This window comes from Mesorhizobium abyssinicae (assembly GCF_049887195.1).
Taxonomy (GTDB): Bacteria; Pseudomonadota; Alphaproteobacteria; order Rhizobiales; family Rhizobiaceae; genus Mesorhizobium; species Mesorhizobium abyssinicae.
This window is the reverse complement of the sequence record NZ_JARAKC010000002.1, coordinates 445,302-463,652: the sequence shown is the minus strand read 5'-3', so window position 1 is coordinate 463,652 and position 18,351 is coordinate 445,302. Positions and strand designations below refer to the sequence as shown.

The window sequence follows — 18,351 nt, the reverse complement described above, 5'->3', positions numbered from 1 at the left end:
CTGATGTCTCGTGCTGCTGGTTTGGCTGGGGCGCCAGGATTCGAACCTGGGAATGTCGGTACCAAAAACCGATGCCTTACCACTTGGCGACGCCCCAACAGCCGCAACGTGCCGTTGCGCGCGGCCTTATAGGACGAGCCGGCGCAAAGCTCAATGCTCGGACAGGTCTCATCCAAGGTAATCTTGCCGCATGTTTCGCCGTCGACTGACCGGCGCGCCTGTCCGAGGGGCGGCCCGAGGACCGGTCAGTTTGCGTCTATTCGCCCCAGACGGCCAGCTCGTTGCCGGCCGGATCGGTGAAATGGAAGCGTCGTCCGCCTGGAAACGAGAAGATCGGCTTGACGATGGCGCCGCCGGCATTCTCGACCGCCGCAAGCGTTTCCTCCAGCGCCTCCGAATAGAGCACCGGCAGCGGCTTCGCGGCGGCTTCGCCGGCATCGGCCTGGAAACCACCGTCCAGCCCCTCGGCAAAGGCCGAATAGGTCGGCCCGTAGTCGGTGAACGACCAGCCGAGCGCGGCGCTGTAGAAGGCTTTCACGCTATCCAGCGTGCCGCCGGTCGCCGGCAGTTCCAGATAGTCGAGCTTCCCGGTCAGTTTCATGGCGCAACTCCTTACTATGTTCTTGTTATGTTCTATTACGCCAAGCGTCGTCCTGCAAGTCCGTCCGGGGCAGGTCTGTGGGATAGCGTGCGCCCGGTCTCGGCTGGGCGCCCGTTCAGCGTGCGCGGCCGGCGAGGCGACGATAGAGCTCGGTGTAGGATTTTCCCATCCTGTCGGCGGTGAACAGGCGAACGTAGCGATCGCGCGCCGCTCGTCCCCAACCGGCCGCTTCCGTCGGCGAGGCAATCAGTCGGTTGATCGCTTCGGCAAGCCGTTGCGGATCCGAGGGAGGGACGACGAGCCCGGTTGTACCGGCCTCGTTGACATAGCTGGTACCCGTTCCGATTTCGCACGAAATCATCGGCTTGCCGCACATCGCCGCCTCGACCAGCGAAAGCCCGTAGGCTTCCGACCTCTGGTTGGAGGGAAAGACGAAGCCGAGGCAATTGTCGAGCAGCGCCATCTTGCGCGGCTCCGTCACCTCGCCAAGGAAGATCACATTGTCGCGGCGCAGCGTCTCGGCCTGCAGCTTCAGTTGGTTCTCGATGGGACCGGATCCGGCGATGACGATCTTGCAACGCACCTGCTCGGCGGCCTGGATCAGGACGTCCAGCCCCTTGTAGTAGCGCAGGACGCCGACGAACAGCACGAACGGCTCCGGGATTGTCGACCGGCACCAGTCGTTGTCCGCCTCGGTTGGGGAAGGGTAGGTGCCTTCGTCGATGCCGATGGGAATGACCGTCGACTTGGCTCTGAAAGCTCCGAGAACGGGGCTCGATTGCAGATAATCCGGCGATGTCGGCACGATCGCGTCGACATCCCCAAGGAAGCGCATCATCAACGGCCGGTAGAAAGGCAGGATGAGCCGCTGCTTGACGATGTCGGAATGGTAGGTGACGAGCGTCGGCTTGCCGTGGCGGGACTGAAAATGCACAACGTCCATGAGCGGCCATGGGAAGTGATAGTGGATCAGGTCGGCCTTTGCCGAGAGCGCCCGGAACTTGCGGAAAACCTGGCCCGAGAACCCGGTCGACGCCAGCTCGAAATCCAGCCTCGCCTTTGTCGCCAGATGTCCATCAAGGGGGCGCGTCGCCTCATCGGGCGTGCGGCTGAGCGAGAGCACTTCCGTATCGATGCCGTGGCGCGCCGTGCTCCGGGCAATGGCATGGATCGTCCGCTCGACGCCGCCAAAGGTGTCCGGCCAGTAGGTCTTGAAGAAATGCAGGACTTTCAAGCGGCGGTCCTTCGTCTTTGTCCTGCGGCCTGTTCGAAGATCCCGAGCATGCCCTTGGCGTGGTTTTCCCAGGTGAAACGCGCCGCATTGCGGCGGGCGCCGGCCGCGCTTCTGTTTCGGAACCCCGCATCGCCATGGAGACGGTTGAAGGCCTCGGCAACCCTGACAGGTTCACGGCTGAGGATGCGTACGCAGCGTAACATCAGCTTTGCCGAGGGCTTTCCGCCGCGCCTCGTCGATCACGTCTTGCATCGCCGCTATGAACCGCTCCCGCGTGAACGCCGCAGCCCGGGTTTCGCAATCGTGCCGCATCGCCGCCGCCCGCTCTGAGGGTAGGTCCCGCACTGCCTTGATCAAATCTCCGTCTGTGAAGTCAGGAGACAGCAAAATGCCTGTCTTGCCAGGTTGGATGGTCTCCAACAAGCCGCCCTCCGCGACCCCGATGACTGGCTTGCCGGCTGCCATCGATTCCACCGGCGACATACCGAAGTCCTCGTCGAATGGCAGATAGATGGTCGCGATCGCACTGCCCATAAGATCCATCAGTTCCTCGTCACTGGTCCAGCCGCGAAATTCGATGTTCGTGGCACTGCCTGCCCGGCGCTTGAGGCGATGGAGTTCATCACCGCCGGAAGCGACGATCAGCTTCTTGTCTGGCATCTTGAGAAAGGCATCCACGATGCGATCGACCCGCTTGAGAGGCGAAAGGCGTGCCGTAGAGAGGTAGTAGCCTTCCTGCCCACGCCATCTGAACCGGTTGGTTTCCACCGGAGGATAGACGACCGTGCAGTCGAGGCCGAGATAACGACGAAGGCGCGAGCGCGTATTGTTGGAATTCGCGACGATTACGTCCATCCGAGAAATGGCCTTCCGATAGCGCTTCTCGAAGAACCTCGTGATGGCCGGCGCGGCGAGCCGGGCCGGCCCGGGCAGCTTGCCGAAGAAGTGTTCTCGCTGGTCATAGAGGAACCGGGGTGGGGTATGACAATAGAAAATATTCACGCCGCCTGCCTGGCGATCTGGGGCGGCAAGGGGTGCAAAGGCGCCGCTGAAGATTCGCGTTGAGTAGCTGCGCATCATCTTTTGGACTCGGGAGAAGCGCCAAGCCAGTACCAGGGCTCGGATAGCGGGCCTGCGCAACGGTCGTGAGAGATTGAAGTCGACGGATGGGCCAAACATGCTGCTGGGGTAGCTTTCATTTTCTCTAAAGCCGTAAACCATGTCCGCTTCCAACGCTTGCGCGAGGATCAGGGCCAAACGCTCGCCGCCGCCGCGAATGGCAAAGTAGTCATGCACAACGGCGATTCCGCGCTTAGCCAACCCCGCTTGGCTAGGCTTGAATGAAAGGCTTGTGCCTTGATCGTTTCGCAAATCGTCTGCGTGGCGGCGATTGGGGGGGGAAGTCAAGACAGTGGTTTCGCAGGTGTGCCGACATATGTACCGGCTTGCTCGATGTTGCGAATGACGGTCGCACCCGCGCCGACGATAACGTTGTCGCAGATGCCAACTCCGTCGATAACGGTAGCCCCCGCGCCAATCATCACGTTGCTACCGATACGGCTCTTTCCCGCCAAGGTAGCGTTCACGGAAACATGAGAAAAATCCCCCACCTCGCAATCATGCTCGATGACCGCCGCCGTGTTGACAATCACACCCACGCCGATCCGTGTGAATGGACCGACATGAGCATGGCGTCCGACCAGGGTCCCTTGGCCGATCTCGGCCCTCAATCCAATCGAGGCGCTTGGCGAGACAAGTGTCGCCAGCCTGTCGGTACCGCCGGCGCACACCATTTTCCGGATTCTGTTGTCTCCGATGGCGGGGAATACCGCCCACTCATCTTCGATCTGAACCGGCAAGCTGCGCAATAAGACAAATCCTGCCAGGGCTTCCACTTGGGCCGGGTTCGGATCCACGAAGACAAGGTTTTCGATGCCGATCTCGGAGGCAATGTCAGCGACGCTGCGGCCATGCCCACCCGAACCCAGAATGTAGAGTCCCCGAGGGATATTCCTTGGCATTAGACTGGAACCGCTTGATGATCCGCCACTATGCGATCGAGCATCATGATATGCTCCAAAACCACGTCCTCCCACGTCCGCTTTGAAAACACACTGTGGCACAAGTCCCGCCGCAAGCCACAAAGCGAGTGCATAATTGGCTAGCGCCCATTTCGATCTCGTCGGCTAAGGACGGCCAGTCATGGATTCGACCATTTCCGTGCGACCGACAGACACCAGCTTTCCAAGGATTTCCGACCTCGCCGCAGTGAAATACACAGATCAGGTCGTTTCCGCATGCCGTGTTAGCGGCCTGGCGCCCCCTAGACAAGCCGTCTCAATGCTTATAGCTCATCGCTCCTGACTCGAGATACCGAAGGGCGTAGCCTTGTCTGGGAAACCCCGTAGAGCACTCTGGCTCATCAATCACAGCACGCTTCGCCAATTTGAGGTTCCGCTCTTGGAGTCTCTTGGCTACGAAGTGTTTCTTCCTAAAATATATCACTATGATGAAGCAAATTTAAGTGCTTCGGTTGACTTCAGCCGGGACAAGGGATTGACGATTCCCCCCGATGATTTGAAGGAACTGAACGATCACAATTTCTACCTTGGCATGTCGCCAAAGGTGACGGATATTGTAAATAGGCATTTTGATATCGCCTTCTGCGCATTCTTTCCGGCTCAATTCGCGTCTTTGGTAAGAGAATTCAGAGGTCAGGTAGTACTTAGGCCGTTTGGCTTGTCAGGAAGCGCAACCTATACGAATTTGACTATTGAAAATCTGGAATTCTACTTTCTACACGAGATCGAGAGGCGGCAAGAGCAATTCTGGTTCGGTCAGGCTTACGACCATCTCGCCTCCATTGAGGCCGGTGTATTTAGGCGAAGAGCGTTGACGCTTCCGCTTGGCCTAAAGAATGCTGAGGTAGAAAATACTTGGGTTGGAGACGACAAGCGAATACTTTTCGTTTGCCCTCGTATTGCTACGTCATCGTACTACGCCAAGATATATGAAGATTTTAAGAGATTGTTTGGAAAATATAGTTATATTGTTGCCGGATCTCAGCCGATACAAATTGAAGATGATTTAAAAGTTACTGGCCGGTTGTCGGATGAAGATTATAAACGAGTAATGCGTGACTCGCGCGTGATGTTTTATCATGGCCGCGAAGAGCGACACCTTCACTACCATCCACTTGAGGCGGTGCGTGCCGGCATGCCGCTTATTTTCATGGCGGGTGGCATGCTCGATCGCTTAGGCGGAATGGACTTACCTGGACGTTGTATCAGCGACAAACAGGCTCGAAGCAAGGTTGATAGGATATTAAAGGGTGACAGGAAGTTCACTCAGTCTGTTGTCTCCTCTCAAGCCAAACTTCTGAACCAACTGTCGAGCGCCTACTGTGAACCAATCTGGCGAGCCCAATTCGCCAAGATTGAACAAGCCGCTCAATCTCTGTCTAACCCGCCGTCCAAACCGATAAAGCGCAGGCGCCGCGTCGCTGTGATATTGCCTCTACCTTTCCGAGGAGGTTCGCTGAATATCGCAAAGATGACCGCCAAAATGCTCATGATTGGAGCGGAAAGAAATAACGAAGAAATTGAAGTTGTATTTGCGCATCCAGACGAGAAGATATATTCTGACATCGATTTTGCTGACTTGAAAGAACTTGGTGTACGAACAAGAGCATATCGATGGAGGGTAATTTCAAGAGAAGAGCTCGCTCGGATTCAAAGATTAACTGGATACGGCAATAGGCCGATTGAGTCAGCTTACTGGCTACCCGTTGATGGTGCGACAGATTTTCTTGATTGCGATTTCTGGATTATGTCGACAAACAGCATCGCCTGGCCTCTTGCGCCCTTGAGGCCATATTGTGTGTTTGCGCAAGACTTCCTACAGCGCTATGTGCCGGAATCAATGGGTGACCACTACGAGAATGGCGCCATACAAACCGCGCGGCATGCAACGGCCGTCTTTGCAAGCACCCCTCATACGTTGGAAGACGTCGTCCAGTACGTTGGGGTGCCGCGGGCGCGGACGGCCTTGGCGCCAATGGTTGCGGATTTTAGCAAGCTCCATGGAGGGGCGCAGGCAGATCGTGAGCAAGCCGCCTACATGATTTGGACAACTAATGCCGCGCCCCATAAGAATCACATCATGACGCTAGAGGCCCTCCTACACTATTACACGAACCTGGAAGGCAAGCTCGATTGCTACGTCACTGGAGTGAACACTCATCAACTGTCGCCCGGGTTCCAAGATGACGACGATCGGTCTGTGCTCGCGAAATACCCAAAGTCAGTCCGATCTTTTCTGCGCGCGAGTCCAATTCTTCGCAGGCGCATAAAGTTCCTGGGGGACCTTCCAGAAGATCGCTACGTTTCGGTTCTAAGCGGAGCTCGCTTTTTGCTGCACAACGTTATCATGGACAACGGCACCTTCTCGGTTGCCGAAGCGGCCTATGTTGGGACCCCCTCGCTGTCGAGCGACTATCCACCCATGCGTTACCTTGCCGAACGATTCGATTTGAAGCTCGATTTCTTCGACCCGAGAAACCCTATCGAACTGGCACGGCAGATGAAGAAGATGGAGGACGGCTGGAGAGCGAAGTCGAGCGGTTTGCCACAGCGACATATGCTGGAGTTGAACAGTTGGGATGCTCGAAGCGCTGAGTTTTACAGGCTTATGCTGCCGCACCTCGGAGTCGCCTGATGAAGATTGGGCTGTTTTTGGCTTATCGCCCCAACACGCCGTTCACCAATCAAGGTCTCGGCCGCCTTATGGCTGAACTCCTGCAGGGCTTTTCCCAGAATTCTGGAGAAGCGGTCACCGTTGTCTGTCCGTCTTGGCTGGCTCGTGACATTCAAAAATTGACATCTCGTTTGCCCGAAGGCGCTATCCATATAGTTTCCCCGCCCAACATACCTGTCATTGTTCGGATTCATAAAACGATTTTAAGGCAGCGTGCCCAACCCAAGGAGGGACTGCTAAGGAGGTCATTTCACTGGGCAAAAAGGGTTGCGTTCAATGGGGCGGTTGCGACATTTGGTGCAATTATGGCCGCCTTGAGCACAAGGAGCCTCCCAGTCTTTTTCGTCGCTGCGCTTTCGCTGGCAATTGCCGTCGCAACCGTGTCGATCGCGCTCGCTCCAGTGTTCTTGATTGGTCTCTTTGCCGCATTGGTTCTCTACGGAATCCCGAGGCTGAGGACGCAAGTGGGGATGTTTCGCAAGCTCGCTTCGTTAAGGCGAGCCGCTATTAATTTCGTAAATCGCGCTTTTGGTGACCGCCCTTCGATAGTGACGGCCATTTATAATACAGTTCACCGAAAAGAAATATCCAACATGCTTGCTATTATAGAGGGTATGAACGATATTGATATCTGGTATAGCCCGACGGTTTTTTGGCCAGAATTTAGTAAGATTAGAAAGCCTACTGTTCAGTGTTTTCCAGATATGGTCCTAGGAGAATTTCCAACCAGATTTGCGTTCAGCTCGCGTAGTGATCGGATCGATACTGTATATTCTCAAGTAATAACTGCGATACAGTCCGGAAAACATTTTATTGCGTATAGTGAGACGACAGCTGGTCCGTCACTTCACGATAGATTTGGCGTTCCTCGCAATAAAATTACAACAATACCGCACGCCGCGATGGATTTGTCCAAAAATGTACGTGTCCTGGGTACCCCCGACCCCGAGGCGGCCACGGACAATTTTGCGCGGATGAAGCTGACAGAGTTTCAGAGGATTAGATGGAACAAAGACCGGTACTTGCGTGATTTCGACTTCTCTGACTGCCAATACTTGTTCTATGCGTCTCAGTTTAGACCAAATAAGAATATCGTTAATCTGCTAAGAGGTTATGAGATAGCTCTAAGAAAGAATTTTTGTCAATGCAAATTGATTCTCACTGGCCACCTAACGGATGCCCCGGAGGCAGCGAAACTTCTAGAGGAGCGTCGCTTACAGTACGATGTAATATTGGCGCAGAATGTGTCCGATCAGATGCTCGCTGCGCTGTATCGAGGCGCTGCCCTGGCGGTAAATCCAACCCTCTATGAGGGAGGCTTCCCATTCACATTCACGGAGGCGATGTCCGTTGGAACTCCGGTCGTCATGAGTCGAATCCCCCAGACCGAGGAATTCATCCAGGGAGAACTCGCTGACCAGATGCTCTTTGATCCACTGTCGCCCGAAGAAATTGCTGAGAAGATCGTATTTGGCCTCAGCCATCGAAGTGAGCTCTATGAGCTGCAACTGCCGCTCTATGAGCGCCTGCGCGAGCGCACTTGGCGGGACGTGGCAAGAGAACATGTCGCCGCCTTTGAAAGAATTCTAGCCGACCATGATTCACGGCCCGGTCGGACGACAGGATAGGTCGATCACCCTCACTGCGAAATCCGCTGACGTAGGGGCGCCAAAAAAAAGGCATGTCGCCCAAAAGTGACTTCAGTCTTGAGAAAACGACAAGCATGAAACAAAGAGCTAAAGCGCGGCGCATGAGGCCGTTAAGGCGCGGCGCGCTTAGCTAGCCGCAACCCCATTGATGCGACAATAGGCGGCGACAGCATCCTCAATCGGGCCATCAAAGGCAACGCTGCCATGATGGAGTACAACTCCGCGTGAGCAAAGCGACCGCAGCGTGCCGAAGTCATGCGAGGCGAGAACAAGGATTTCGGCGTTGTCCACAAGCTCCATAATGCGCGTCTTGGCTTTCGCCATGAAGTTCGCATCCCCTGCACCGACAATCTCGTCAAGCAGGAGTACATCGCCGCCGACTGCGGTGGATATGGCGAAAGCCAACCTCACCTGCATTCCGGCCGAATAGGTCTTGATCGGATAATCGATGAACTCACCCAGATCCGCGAATTCCGCGATCTCTTTTTCGACCGACCGCATGAATTTCGGCGTCAACCCAAGCAGAAGACCTCGATAGAGGATGTTCTCCCGCCCCGTAGCATCCGGCTCGAAACCAAGGCTGAGATCGAAGAGCGACCGTACAGTGCCTGTCACCGTCCGCGTTCCCGATGAAATGGGATATAGTCCGGCGACCACTTTAAGGAACGTGCTCTTACCTGCCCCGTTGTGCCCGAGCAGGCCAACCCGCTCTCCCTCTTCTATCTGGATGTCGATGTCCTTCAGCGCGTGAATGTCCAGGACCTCCTTTTTCTCGCGCTTAAAACTGAAGGAAGAGGCGAGGATGGTCTTTAGCGAGGATTCGCGAAATGCCGTCGAGGCATAGTGCAAATTGACGTCGTGAAGCCGTATCGCATTTCTCATAGGTAGAAGATCACCTTCTTTTCGGCGCGACGGCCGACGGCTACGGCTAGCACCGCTATCAGCGCGCCGGTACCGATGCACCATCCATAGTTCGAAAGCGTAGGCCACTCCCCCCGCAAGAGCGGGGCTCTGACGATCTCGAGCAGGTGGTAGATAGGGTTGTAGTCCAGGAGGACATGCAAATTGCCCTTACGGAACACCGAGGTCTCGAAATAGATAGGCGAGACAAACCACATGGCCTGCATGATAAGGCCTAGTGCGTGCGGCAGGTCACGGAAACGTGTGCCGACATAGGCCATCAGGGTTGCCCATGGCCAGGCGATCATCGCCAGTATCGGAAAAATGGTAAGAGCAGCGAGCCAACTCCATGACAGATTGTGCGGAAAAACAACGAGCACCCAGACCACAAGCGCCGTGCTGGCGAGGCCGAGCACGAACAGTCCCGTCAAAACGTTGCGCAACGTATAAATCGCAAGCGGGTGTCTGGTCTGCTTGATGTAGGCGTCTGCCTGAACAAAAGCCAAGGCACCGCCGATGACGGTCGACATAACGTACTCCCAGATGATCATTCCTGAGAGGATATAAGGTGCGTAGGCCCCGAGAGAGCTTCCAAAGATATTACTGAAGACAACGGACAAGAGCAGCGTCAGCCCGAGCGGTTGCAGGATGGACCAGAATACGCCGAAAAAGGACCGCCTCCAGCGCGCCCGGAGATCGGCCATGGACAGATGCCACCAGAAGTGGCGCGCCGCCCAGACGCCCTTCATGTATTCAAGCAAGCTCATATCAGGTTCTGTCGGAAAAAGGACGTGATGGACCCGCAGATGCGCTCAGACTGTTCAGAGGTCAAACCTGGATAGCTCGGCAGATTAATTCCGCGAGTGCTTATGCTCTCTGCTGCGGGCAGTGTGACGTTCGCCCGGCAATGCGGCATGAGATGGGCAGGCGGGAAAAAAGGCCGCGTCTCGATCTGGCATTCGGCGAGATGTTTGCGCAGCGGGTCCCGCTGGACGTGGTCATCGACGAGAATGGAGCACATCCAGAAAGAATGGTCCACCGGCCCGACCGGGTCATGGGTCCGCAAAGGCAGTCCAGCGAGTGCTTGTTTGTAGCTCTGCGCGATAGCTTTTTTGCGCGCAAGAAGGCTATCGGCGATCTCGATCTGCGCCAATCCGATTGCCGCCTGGATGTTGGTCATCCGATAATTGTAGGCGAGGATGTCATGCCAATATTCACGCGTTGGGGAAACGCCTTGGCTCTTCAGGCGCCGGCATTTGTCCATCACATCAGCCGATCGCGCCAGCACCATCCCCCCTTCGCCCGTCGTGATTGTCTTGTTCCCGAAAAAACTGAACGTGGCAACATCACCGAACGTGCCGACGTGCTGACCCTTCCAGCGGGTTCCGAAGCCTTCCGCGCAATCTTCGACGAGCAATAGATCGTGATCGCGACAAAGGGTTGAGATCGCATCCATATCGCAAGGATGGCCGTACAGATGCACCGCCATGACGGCGCGCGTTCTCGGGGTTATGGCGTTTCGTATCGCTTGCGGATCCACCTGCAGTGTGTCTTCCAACGAGTCGACGTAGATCGGCGTTGCGCCGGTCTGCAAAATGGTGTTGACGGACGCAATATAGGTGAAACTTGGAACGATGACTTCGTCGCCGATGCCGATACCAAGTGCATCCAATGCAAGATGAAGGGCTACAGTGCCGTTCGCGACGCTTGTCGCTTGTGGGGCGCCGACATATTCTGCGAATGCCTTTTCAAACCTAGATATGAAGGCTCCACGCGAAGAAATCCAACCCGTAGTCAAACATTCATTGACGTACAGAGATATATTTCCGCCGAGATAAGGCTCGTATACTGGAATAATCGCCATATTACTATTCTTTACGAGCAAAGAGTTGATATCCGCTTTCCTTGAGGAGCTGATCTCGTTGTGCGCTCTTATAGTCCTCCTGAATCATTTCTTTCACAAGATCAATAAACTTTATCCTAGGTTCCCAACCAAGGTTATTTCGAGCTTTGCTAGGATCACCAAGAAGTGTGTCGACTTCCGTCGGGCGGAAATAAGCAGGATCCACTGCCACGATGCATTCGCCGGTTTCGGTGTCATATCCTTTCTCATCGACGCCTTTTCCTTCCCACCGGACGTCGATATCCAGCTCCGCAGCCGCAAGGGTCACAAACTCACGCACCGAGTGTTGCTCCCCAGTTGCGATCACGTAATCCTCGGCCGTCTCCTGCTGCAGCATAAGCCATTGCATCTCGACGTAGTCTTTGGCGTGTCCCCAGTCGCGCAGGGCGTCGAGATTGCCCAGGTAAAGTCTCTCTTGTATGCCAAGCTTGATACGTGCGAGGGCGCGGGTAATCTTGCGTGTCACAAAGGTTTCGCCTCGCATAGGAGACTCGTGATTGAACAAAATGCCGTTGCAGGCGTAGATACCGTACGCTTCACGATAATTGACTGTAATCCAATACGCATACAATTTGGCCACAGCGTATGGAGACCTTGGGTAGAACGGCGTGGTTTCCTTTTGGGGCGTCTCTTGCACAAGCCCGTACAGCTCGGACGTGGACGCCTGATAGAAACGGCTCTTCTTCTCCAAGCCAAGAATGCGAATGGCTTCCAAAATTCTCAAGGCGCCAAGAGCATCGGAATTTGCGGTGTATTCGGGTTCCTCAAATGAAACGGCTACGTGGCTCTGCGCCGCCAGATTGTAAATCTCATCCGGCTGCACCAGCTGGATGATGCGCATCAGACTTGACGAGTCGGTCAAGTCGCCGTGGTGTAATGTCAAGTCCACACCCTTCTCATGTGGATCATGGTACAGGTGGTCGATACGGTCCGTATTAAAAAGGGAGGTGCGACGCCTTACGCCATGCACGGAATACCCCTTTGCCAGCAGGAGTTCCGCCAGATAGGCGCCGTCCTGTCCGGTGATGCCGGTTATCAATGCTGTCTTTGTCATCAATGCTCTCGGTGTGTCTGATGTTTGCCCCGTCCCAGCCCCTGTGTGTGAAGTTTTTGCCCGCCAGCCCTGCGAGCCAATGAATTGTCAGGTGCGACCGTATACGTCGTCGAACCGCACGATGTCATCCTCGCCGAGATAATCGCCGCTCTGGACTTCGATGATCACCAGGTCGATCTTGCCCGGGTTCTCGAGCCGATGCTTGTGGCCGCACGGGATGTAGGTCGACTGGTTGGTCGCCAGGAACAGCTCCTCGTCGCCGTTGACGATCTTTGCCGAGCCGCTGACCACGACCCAGTGCTCCGAGCGATGGTGGTGCATCTGCAGGCTCAGACGCCGGCCAGGCTTCACCTCGATGCGTTTGATCTTGAACCGCTCGCCCTCTTCGAGAACCGTGTAGGTCCCCCATGGCCGGTGCACGGTGCTGTGGAGCAAGTGTGCTTCATGTCCCGAAGCCTTGAGGGATTCGAACAGTTTCTTGACGTCCTGGACGCGGTCGCGGGCTGCTACCAGCAATGCGTCCGGGGAATCGACGATCACCAGGTCGCTGACGCCGACCGTGCCGATGAGGCGTTTGTCGGAGCTGACGTAGCTGCCCGCGGTGTCGACCATGCGAACGTCGCCGCGAATTCGATTGCCGCTCTGGTCGGGGGCGACCAGTTCGGCCATCGCGTTCCACGATCCGATGTCGTTCCATTCCATGTCGCAGGGAACGACGGCCAGGCTTTGCGCCTTTTCCATCACCGCATGGTCGAGTGAAATGCGCGGCGCCACGGCGAAATGCTCCGCCGAGAGTTCGATGTTCGCAAAGCCTTCGCCCCGGCTGATCCGGCTGTCCTCATAGCTGGCGAGAACGGCCTCCATCACCGCGGGACAATGCTTGGCCATTTCGTCGAGCATGACCTGCGCTTGGAAGCAGAAGATGCCGGCGTTCCAGGAAAAGCGCCCGGACGCGACATAGGCCCTGGCGGTCTCCAGATCCGGCTTCTCGACGAAGCGGACGACCTTTTCGCCGTCCGCCTCGATATAGCCGAAGGCCGTGTCCGGTCTGCTTGGGTTTATGCCCAGCGTCGCGATGCGTCCTTGCCCGGCATGTTCGATGGCCCTGGCCATGGCGCTGTGGAATGCCGCCACGTTTCCAATCATGTGGTCCGCAGGGAAAATGCACAGAATGGCCTCGGGGCCTTGCGTTGTCCTGACGTGGATCGCGGCCGCGGCCACGGCGGCGGCGGTATCGCGCCCCTCCGGCTCGAGCAGGAAGGTGCGCTGCGCAACGACGGGGTCGAGTTCGTCGAAATCGTCCGTCGTCAGGAAGAGGTGCTCCCGCGACGTCACGGTGACAAGCTCGACGACGTCCTTGATCGAGGCGGCGCGCAAGGCGGTGTGCTGGATCAGCGAATGCCCGTCCGCCACCTTGAGGAAGGGTTTGGGGTGCGACTGCCGCGAGGCGGGCCACAGGCGCGAGCCGGCTCCGCCGCTGATGATGACCGGAACGACTTTCATGACGCGACCTCTGGGCCGGTGGATGCGAATGCCCGCGCCTTTTCCAGCGTCAGCGCCACGATCGCAGTCGCCCCGTCATAGGTCGCGGCCTCCGAATAGCACCGCAATTCCGGCGCATTTCCGGACGGCCGCAAATGGATGATCTCGCCGCTATCCATCCGCGCCCTGAGGCCGTCGGTTTCATCGATTTCGGCGACGGTACCGAACGGGGCCAGGAACTGCTGCAGCGCATCCGGGCCAGCGAGCTCGGTCATCAATCTGCGCGAGCTCTCGAGCGGGAAGTTCTCGAGGCGCTCGCTGGCGCAGAATGGAAGGTGCCAAAGCTCGCGCAAGCGCGACAGTGGTCTTTTCGTCGATGCGACGGTGCCAAGCACGGCCAGGATCGGGAGGAGCGAGTCCCGCGTCGGCAACGCGGCCAACGTCTTTCCATTCAACTGGCAATTCGACCCCAGGAGTACGCCGCCATTGGCCTCGAAGCCGATGACGACCGTGCCATCGCGGTACGCCGCTTCCATGCCGGCGATGACGAAGGGGGACCCGACCTTCGTTCTCCTCACCTCGAAACCCAGGGCATCTGAAATGCCCGAATTGGAGGTCACGGGCGTCACCACCGTATCCGCCGCGACGAAAAGAGCCGTAACCAGCCCGATCAGGTCGCCCCGGAACAGATCACCGTTCCCGTCGGCGACAAGCGGGCGGTCGGCGTCGGCGTCCGTCGACACGATGGCGTCGAGCGCGAATTCGCGGGCCCAGCCCTTCAGCTTCGCAAGCGTGCCTGCATCCACGGCTTCGGTATCGACGGGCACGAAGGTTTGGCTCTTTCCGACAGGAACTGCCTCGGCGCCGAAAGAGCTAAGGACCTGCACCAGCAATTCCGCCGCGACCGAACTGTGCTGGTAGACGCCGATTCTCATTCCGGATAGCGAATCCGGCCCCAAAATGCCGTTGGCGCGCTCTAGGTAGCCGGCAACGGCTTCATCGTGATGCGATGGCCAGGCCGTTTCGGCAGGCGCCGGCGGATCGTACACGTTTGACCTTTCGGCGACATACTGCGTTATCGCAGCCTCGTCCGCTTTGTCGATCTCGCCATTCGGGCGATAGAATTTGATGCCGTTGCGGTCGGCGGGAATATGGGAGCCGGTCACCATCAGGGCGGCCGCGCCATGCTTTTGGGCATAAAGGGCAAGGGCCGGGGTGGGGATGACGCCGCAATCGATCGGTTGGAATCCGCTCGCGGCCAGTGCCGCCATGCAATTGTCCGCAATCGCGGGGCTGCTGTCGCGCATGTCGCGGCCGACAAAGACCGGACCGCTCGACTGCAAGCCGCTTGAAGCCAGGCGCCAGGCGAACGCCGCGGTATAGAGTCCGCTGGGCTTCCCAACCAATTCCGAGGCCAAACCTCGGACGCCGCTCGACCCGAATTTCATCATTCCGCTTTTGCTGTTTGGAAAGTTAGGCCGGTAATATTGGAGTGGGGTTCGCTGTCAACAAAAAATCATACGGGCACGTCTGCTGACGTGGTTGACCGAAATCCTGGCCGCTCGATTTCGGCAGCGCCTCGATCTATCGCGCGGAATTTTAGCGGCTCTGCATTTTGCAATGTATTCCTGATGATGAGACCTATGACAGGTTGCATGGCGCTCTCCGGATACTCTTGTTGCATCCATTCTGGTGGCCTCGGACCATCCGGTCTTTTTGACGCAGCTTTTAGTTAATCGATTTTAGCGGTTTTCCTTAATCGATTGTAGCGGCCGGCCGGCTTTACCGACGCCTTGCCTTTCGCAGTGCAGCATCATATCGCTCGATTCGGACAGGGCGGAGCCAAGGCCACGGGCTTCGCCAACCTGCAATCTGCGACCGTTGGAGGGCGAGCATGACCAAGTGGGTTTACACCTTCGGCGATGGCGCTGCAGAAGGCCGTGCCGGCGACCGCAATCTTCTTGGCGGCAAGGGTGCCAACCTGGCCGAGATGTGCAGCCTCGGGCTGCCGGTGCCGCCGGGCTTCACCATCACCACCGAGGTTTGCAACGCCTATTACGCCAACGGCCGCACCTATCCGTCCGAGCTCGAGGCGGATGTCGCGGTGGCGCTTGACCATATCGGCCGGCTGACCGGCCGCCGCTTCGGCGATCCGGCGAAGCTGCTTCTGGTGTCGGTCCGCTCAGGCGCCCGCGCTTCCATGCCGGGCATGATGGACACCGTTCTCAATCTCGGTCTCAACGACGAGACGGTCGAGGCGCTGGCCACCGATTCCGGCGATGCCCGCTTTGCCTATGACAGCTACCGCCGCTTCATCCAGATGTATTCCGACGTCGTCATGGGTCTCGACCATGAGGTTTTCGAGGAGATCCTGGAGGACGAGAAGGCGAACCTCGGCCATGAGCTCGACACCGAGCTGACGGCACTCGAATGGCAGGGCGTGATCACGCTTTACAAGGCCAAGGTCGAGGAGGAACTGGGCAAGCCGTTTCCGCAGGATCCGAAAGAACAGCTCTGGGGCGCGATCGGCGCGGTGTTCTCTTCCTGGATGAACAACCGCGCCATCACCTACCGGCGCCTGCACGACATCCCCGAGAGCTGGGGCACGGCGGTCAATGTTCAGGCCATGGTGTTCGGCAACATGGGCGACACGTCCGCCACCGGCGTCGCCTTCACCCGCAACCCGTCGACCGGCGAAAAGCAGCTCTATGGCGAGTTCCTGGTCAACGCCCAGGGCGAGGACGTCGTCGCCGGCATCCGCACGCCGCAGAACATCACCGAGGCGGCGCGCATCGCCGCCGGCTCCGACAAGCCGTCGCTGCAGAAGCTGATGCCGGAAGCCTTCCAGGCTTTCGTCGACATTTCCAACAGCCTGGAAAAGCACTACCGCGACATGCAGGATCTCGAATTTACCATCGAGCGCGGCAAGCTTTGGATGCTGCAGACCAGGTCCGGCAAGCGCACCGCCAAGGCGGCGCTGAAGATCGCCGTCGAGATGGCAAGGGACGGGCTGATCACCAGGGAGGAAGCGGTCGCCCGCATCGATCCCGCCTCGCTCGACCAGCTCTTGCACCCGACCATCGACCCCAAGGCCGCCCGCGACGTCATCGGCGTCGGCCTGCCTGCCTCGCCGGGCGCCGCCACCGGCGAGATCGTCTTTTCCTCGGGCGATGCCGAGGACGCCAAGGCGCAAGGCCGCAAGGTGATCCTGGTGCGCATCGAGACCAGCCCCGAGGACATCCACGGCATGCACGCCGCCGAAGGCATCCTCACCACGCGCGGCGGCATGACCAGCCATGCCGCGGTGGTGGCGCGCGGCATGGGCAAGCCCTGCGTGTCCGGCGCCGGCTCGCTGCGCGTCGACTACAAGGCCGGGACGCTGATCTCAATGGGGCAGACCTTCCGCAAGGGCGACGTCATCACCATCGACGGCGCCAACGGCCAGGTGCTGAAGGGCGCGGTGGCCATGCTGCAGCCGGAATTGTCGGGCGATTTCGCCGCCATCATGGAATGGGCCGACGCCGCTCGCCGCATGAAGGTGCGCACCAACGCCGAAACGCCGCTCGATGCGCGCATGGCGCGCTCCTTCGGCGCCGAGGGCATCGGGCTTTGCCGCACTGAGCACATGTTCTTCGATGGCGACCGCATCGTCGCCATGCGCGAGATGATCCTGGCCGATACCGAAAAGGACCGGCGCGCCGCGCTTGCCAAGCTCCTGCCGATGCAGCGTTCGGATTTTCTCGAACTGTTCGAGATCATGGCCGGCCTGCCGGTGACGATCCGGCTGCTCGATCCGCCGCTGCACGAATTCCTGCCCAAGACCGAGGCGGAGATCGCCGAGGTCGCCGCCGCCATGAATGTGTCGCCCGACAAGCTCCGGCAGCGCACCGAGGCCCTGCACGAATTCAATCCGATGCTCGGCCATCGCGGCTGCCGTCTTGCGGTTTCCTATCCCGAGATCGCCGAGATGCAGGCGCGCGCCATTTTCGAGGCGGCCGTCGAGGCCGGCCACAAGGCCGGCGCGCTGGTGGTGCCGGAGATCATGGTGCCGCTGGTCGGCATCGTGAAGGAGCTCGACTACGTCAAGGCGCGCATCGACGCGGTCGCCGCCAGCGTCATGCAGGAAACCGGCACGAAGATCGACTACCTGACGGGTACGATGATCGAGCTCCCCCGCGCGGCCATCCGCGCCCATGTCATCGCCGAGGCGGCCGAGTTCTTCTCCTTCGGCACCAACGATCTGACCCAGACCACTTTCGGCATTTCGCGCGACGATGCTGCCTCCTTCCTGGAGACCTACCGGCAGAAGGGCATCATCGAGCAGGATCCGTTCGTGTCGCTCGACATAGAGGGCGTCGGCGAATTGGTGCGCATCGCGGCCGAAAAGGGCAGGGCGACGCGGCCCGGGATCAAGCTCGGCATTTGCGGTGAGCATGGCGGCGATCCGTCGTCGATTCGCTTCTGCGAGGAGGTCGGCCTCGACTATGTGTCGTGCTCGCCCTACCGCGTGCCGATCGCCAGACTGGCCGCGGCGCAGGCCGCGGTGAAGGTGGCAAAGACATCAGCAAAACGCGACTGATCCTTTCGGTCGCGGTGTCGCACGGATTTCCGACCGGAATCCGCGACAAAATCACAATCCTGGGCAGAGCATTCTCTGGCTTGCCAGGGAATGCTCCGGCTAGCCGATCGGCATGCCGCCTTACGGTTTTGTAAGCAAAGTCACGCGAACGTGCGCGTGGCGGCCCCCATTCTCGACATCGTTTCCGCCCAGTC

13 protein-coding genes and 1 tRNA gene are annotated in these 18,351 nt (G+C 58.2%); 3 read left to right on the top strand and 11 right to left on the bottom strand.

Annotated elements, in window-relative coordinates; translation table 11 throughout:
- Nucleotides 1-22: 22 nt before the first annotated feature.
- The 5 genes from PU724_RS06760 to PU724_RS06740 all read right to left on the bottom strand — a co-directional run bounded on the left by PU724_RS06760 (nt 23) and on the right by PU724_RS06740 (nt 3,856).
- Nucleotides 23-97 (bottom strand) — tRNA-Gln (locus PU724_RS06760).
- A gap of 159 nt (nt 98-256) precedes the next feature.
- A complete protein-coding gene (locus PU724_RS06755; protein ID WP_127284010.1) occupies nt 257-601 on the bottom strand; it encodes a VOC family protein in 345 nt (114 codons plus the stop codon).
- 115 nt (nt 602-716) lie between these two features.
- On the bottom strand, nt 717-1,835 hold the full coding sequence (locus tag PU724_RS06750) for a glycosyltransferase (RefSeq protein WP_354420950.1): 1,119 nt from the start codon (nt 1,833-1,835) through the stop codon (nt 717-719).
- Nucleotides 1,836-2,006: 171 nt separating this feature from the next.
- Entirely contained in the window at nt 2,007-3,131 is a 1,125-nt protein-coding gene (locus tag PU724_RS06745) for a glycosyltransferase (RefSeq protein ID WP_354420948.1), read from the bottom strand.
- A gap of 107 nt (nt 3,132-3,238) precedes the next feature.
- Nucleotides 3,239-3,856, bottom strand: coding sequence for an acetyltransferase (locus tag PU724_RS06740; RefSeq protein ID WP_354420946.1), 618 nt, complete (start codon nt 3,854-3,856; stop codon nt 3,239-3,241).
- A 367-nt stretch (nt 3,857-4,223) separates the two neighbouring features.
- Here PU724_RS06740 and PU724_RS06735 point away from each other — a divergent pair, with 367 nt between their 5' ends.
- On the top strand, nt 4,224-6,551 hold the full coding sequence (locus PU724_RS06735) for a glycosyltransferase family protein (protein ID WP_426213063.1): 2,328 nt from the start codon (nt 4,224-4,226) through the stop codon (nt 6,549-6,551).
- Entirely contained in the window at nt 6,551-8,218 is a 1,668-nt protein-coding gene (locus tag PU724_RS06730) for a glycosyltransferase (protein WP_354420942.1), read from the top strand. Before PU724_RS06735 ends, PU724_RS06730 begins: the two co-directional genes overlap by 1 nt.
- A gap of 147 nt (nt 8,219-8,365) precedes the next feature.
- Here the strand turns inward: PU724_RS06730 and PU724_RS06725 are convergent, their stop codons facing one another.
- From PU724_RS06725 to PU724_RS06700, 6 genes are all read right to left on the bottom strand, one after another.
- Entirely contained in the window at nt 8,366-9,121 is a 756-nt protein-coding gene (locus PU724_RS06725; RefSeq protein WP_354420941.1) for an ABC transporter ATP-binding protein, read from the bottom strand.
- On the bottom strand, nt 9,118-9,906 hold the full coding sequence (locus tag PU724_RS06720) for an ABC transporter permease (RefSeq protein ID WP_426213062.1): 789 nt from the start codon (nt 9,904-9,906) through the stop codon (nt 9,118-9,120). Before PU724_RS06720 ends, PU724_RS06725 begins: the two co-directional genes overlap by 4 nt.
- On the bottom strand, nt 9,903-11,003 hold the full coding sequence (locus PU724_RS06715) for a DegT/DnrJ/EryC1/StrS family aminotransferase (RefSeq protein ID WP_354420939.1): 1,101 nt from the start codon (nt 11,001-11,003) through the stop codon (nt 9,903-9,905). The genes PU724_RS06720 and PU724_RS06715 overlap by 4 nt, the downstream gene beginning before the upstream one ends.
- Before the next feature lie 4 nt (nt 11,004-11,007).
- On the bottom strand, nt 11,008-12,096 hold the full coding sequence (gene gmd / locus PU724_RS06710) for a GDP-mannose 4,6-dehydratase (RefSeq protein WP_354420937.1): 1,089 nt from the start codon (nt 12,094-12,096) through the stop codon (nt 11,008-11,010).
- Between the two features lie 87 nt (nt 12,097-12,183).
- Complete coding sequence (locus PU724_RS06705) at nt 12,184-13,599, bottom strand: mannose-1-phosphate guanylyltransferase/mannose-6-phosphate isomerase (RefSeq protein ID WP_354420935.1); 1,416 nt, start codon at nt 13,597-13,599, stop codon at nt 12,184-12,186.
- Entirely contained in the window at nt 13,596-15,026 is a 1,431-nt protein-coding gene (locus PU724_RS06700; protein WP_354421263.1) for a phosphomannomutase, read from the bottom strand. The genes PU724_RS06705 and PU724_RS06700 overlap by 4 nt, the downstream gene beginning before the upstream one ends.
- A 446-nt stretch (nt 15,027-15,472) precedes the next feature.
- Here PU724_RS06700 and ppdK point away from each other — a divergent pair, with 446 nt between their 5' ends.
- The gene (gene ppdK, locus PU724_RS06695; RefSeq protein ID WP_354420934.1) at nt 15,473-18,157 is read left to right on the top strand and encodes a pyruvate, phosphate dikinase; all 2,685 of its coding nucleotides are present in this window, start codon (nt 15,473-15,475) and stop codon (nt 18,155-18,157) included.
- The last annotated feature ends 194 nt before the right edge of the window (nt 18,158-18,351 follow it).

Coding starts and splice junctions, on each gene's coding strand:
- PU724_RS06755 (WP_127284010.1), bottom strand. CDS start 601: ATGAAACTGACCGGGAAGCTCGACTATCTGGAACTGCCGGCGACCGGC.
- PU724_RS06740 (WP_354420946.1), bottom strand. CDS start 3,856: ATGCCAAGGAATATCCCTCGGGGACTCTACATTCTGGGTTCGGGTGGG.
- PU724_RS06730 (WP_354420942.1), top strand. CDS start 6,551: ATGAAGATTGGGCTGTTTTTGGCTTATCGCCCCAACACGCCGTTCACC.
- PU724_RS06725 (WP_354420941.1), bottom strand. CDS start 9,121: ATGAGAAATGCGATACGGCTTCACGACGTCAATTTGCACTATGCCTCG.
- PU724_RS06720 (WP_426213062.1), bottom strand. CDS start 9,906: ATGAGCTTGCTTGAATACATGAAGGGCGTCTGGGCGGCGCGCCACTTC.
- PU724_RS06715 (WP_354420939.1), bottom strand. CDS start 11,003: ATGGCGATTATTCCAGTATACGAGCCTTATCTCGGCGGAAATATATCT.
- gmd (WP_354420937.1), bottom strand. CDS start 12,096: ATGACAAAGACAGCATTGATAACCGGCATCACCGGACAGGACGGCGCC.
- PU724_RS06705 (WP_354420935.1), bottom strand. CDS start 13,599: ATGAAAGTCGTTCCGGTCATCATCAGCGGCGGAGCCGGCTCGCGCCTG.
- PU724_RS06700 (WP_354421263.1), bottom strand. CDS start 15,026: ATGAAATTCGGGTCGAGCGGCGTCCGAGGTTTGGCCTCGGAATTGGTT.
- ppdK (WP_354420934.1), top strand. CDS start 15,473: ATGACCAAGTGGGTTTACACCTTCGGCGATGGCGCTGCAGAAGGCCGT.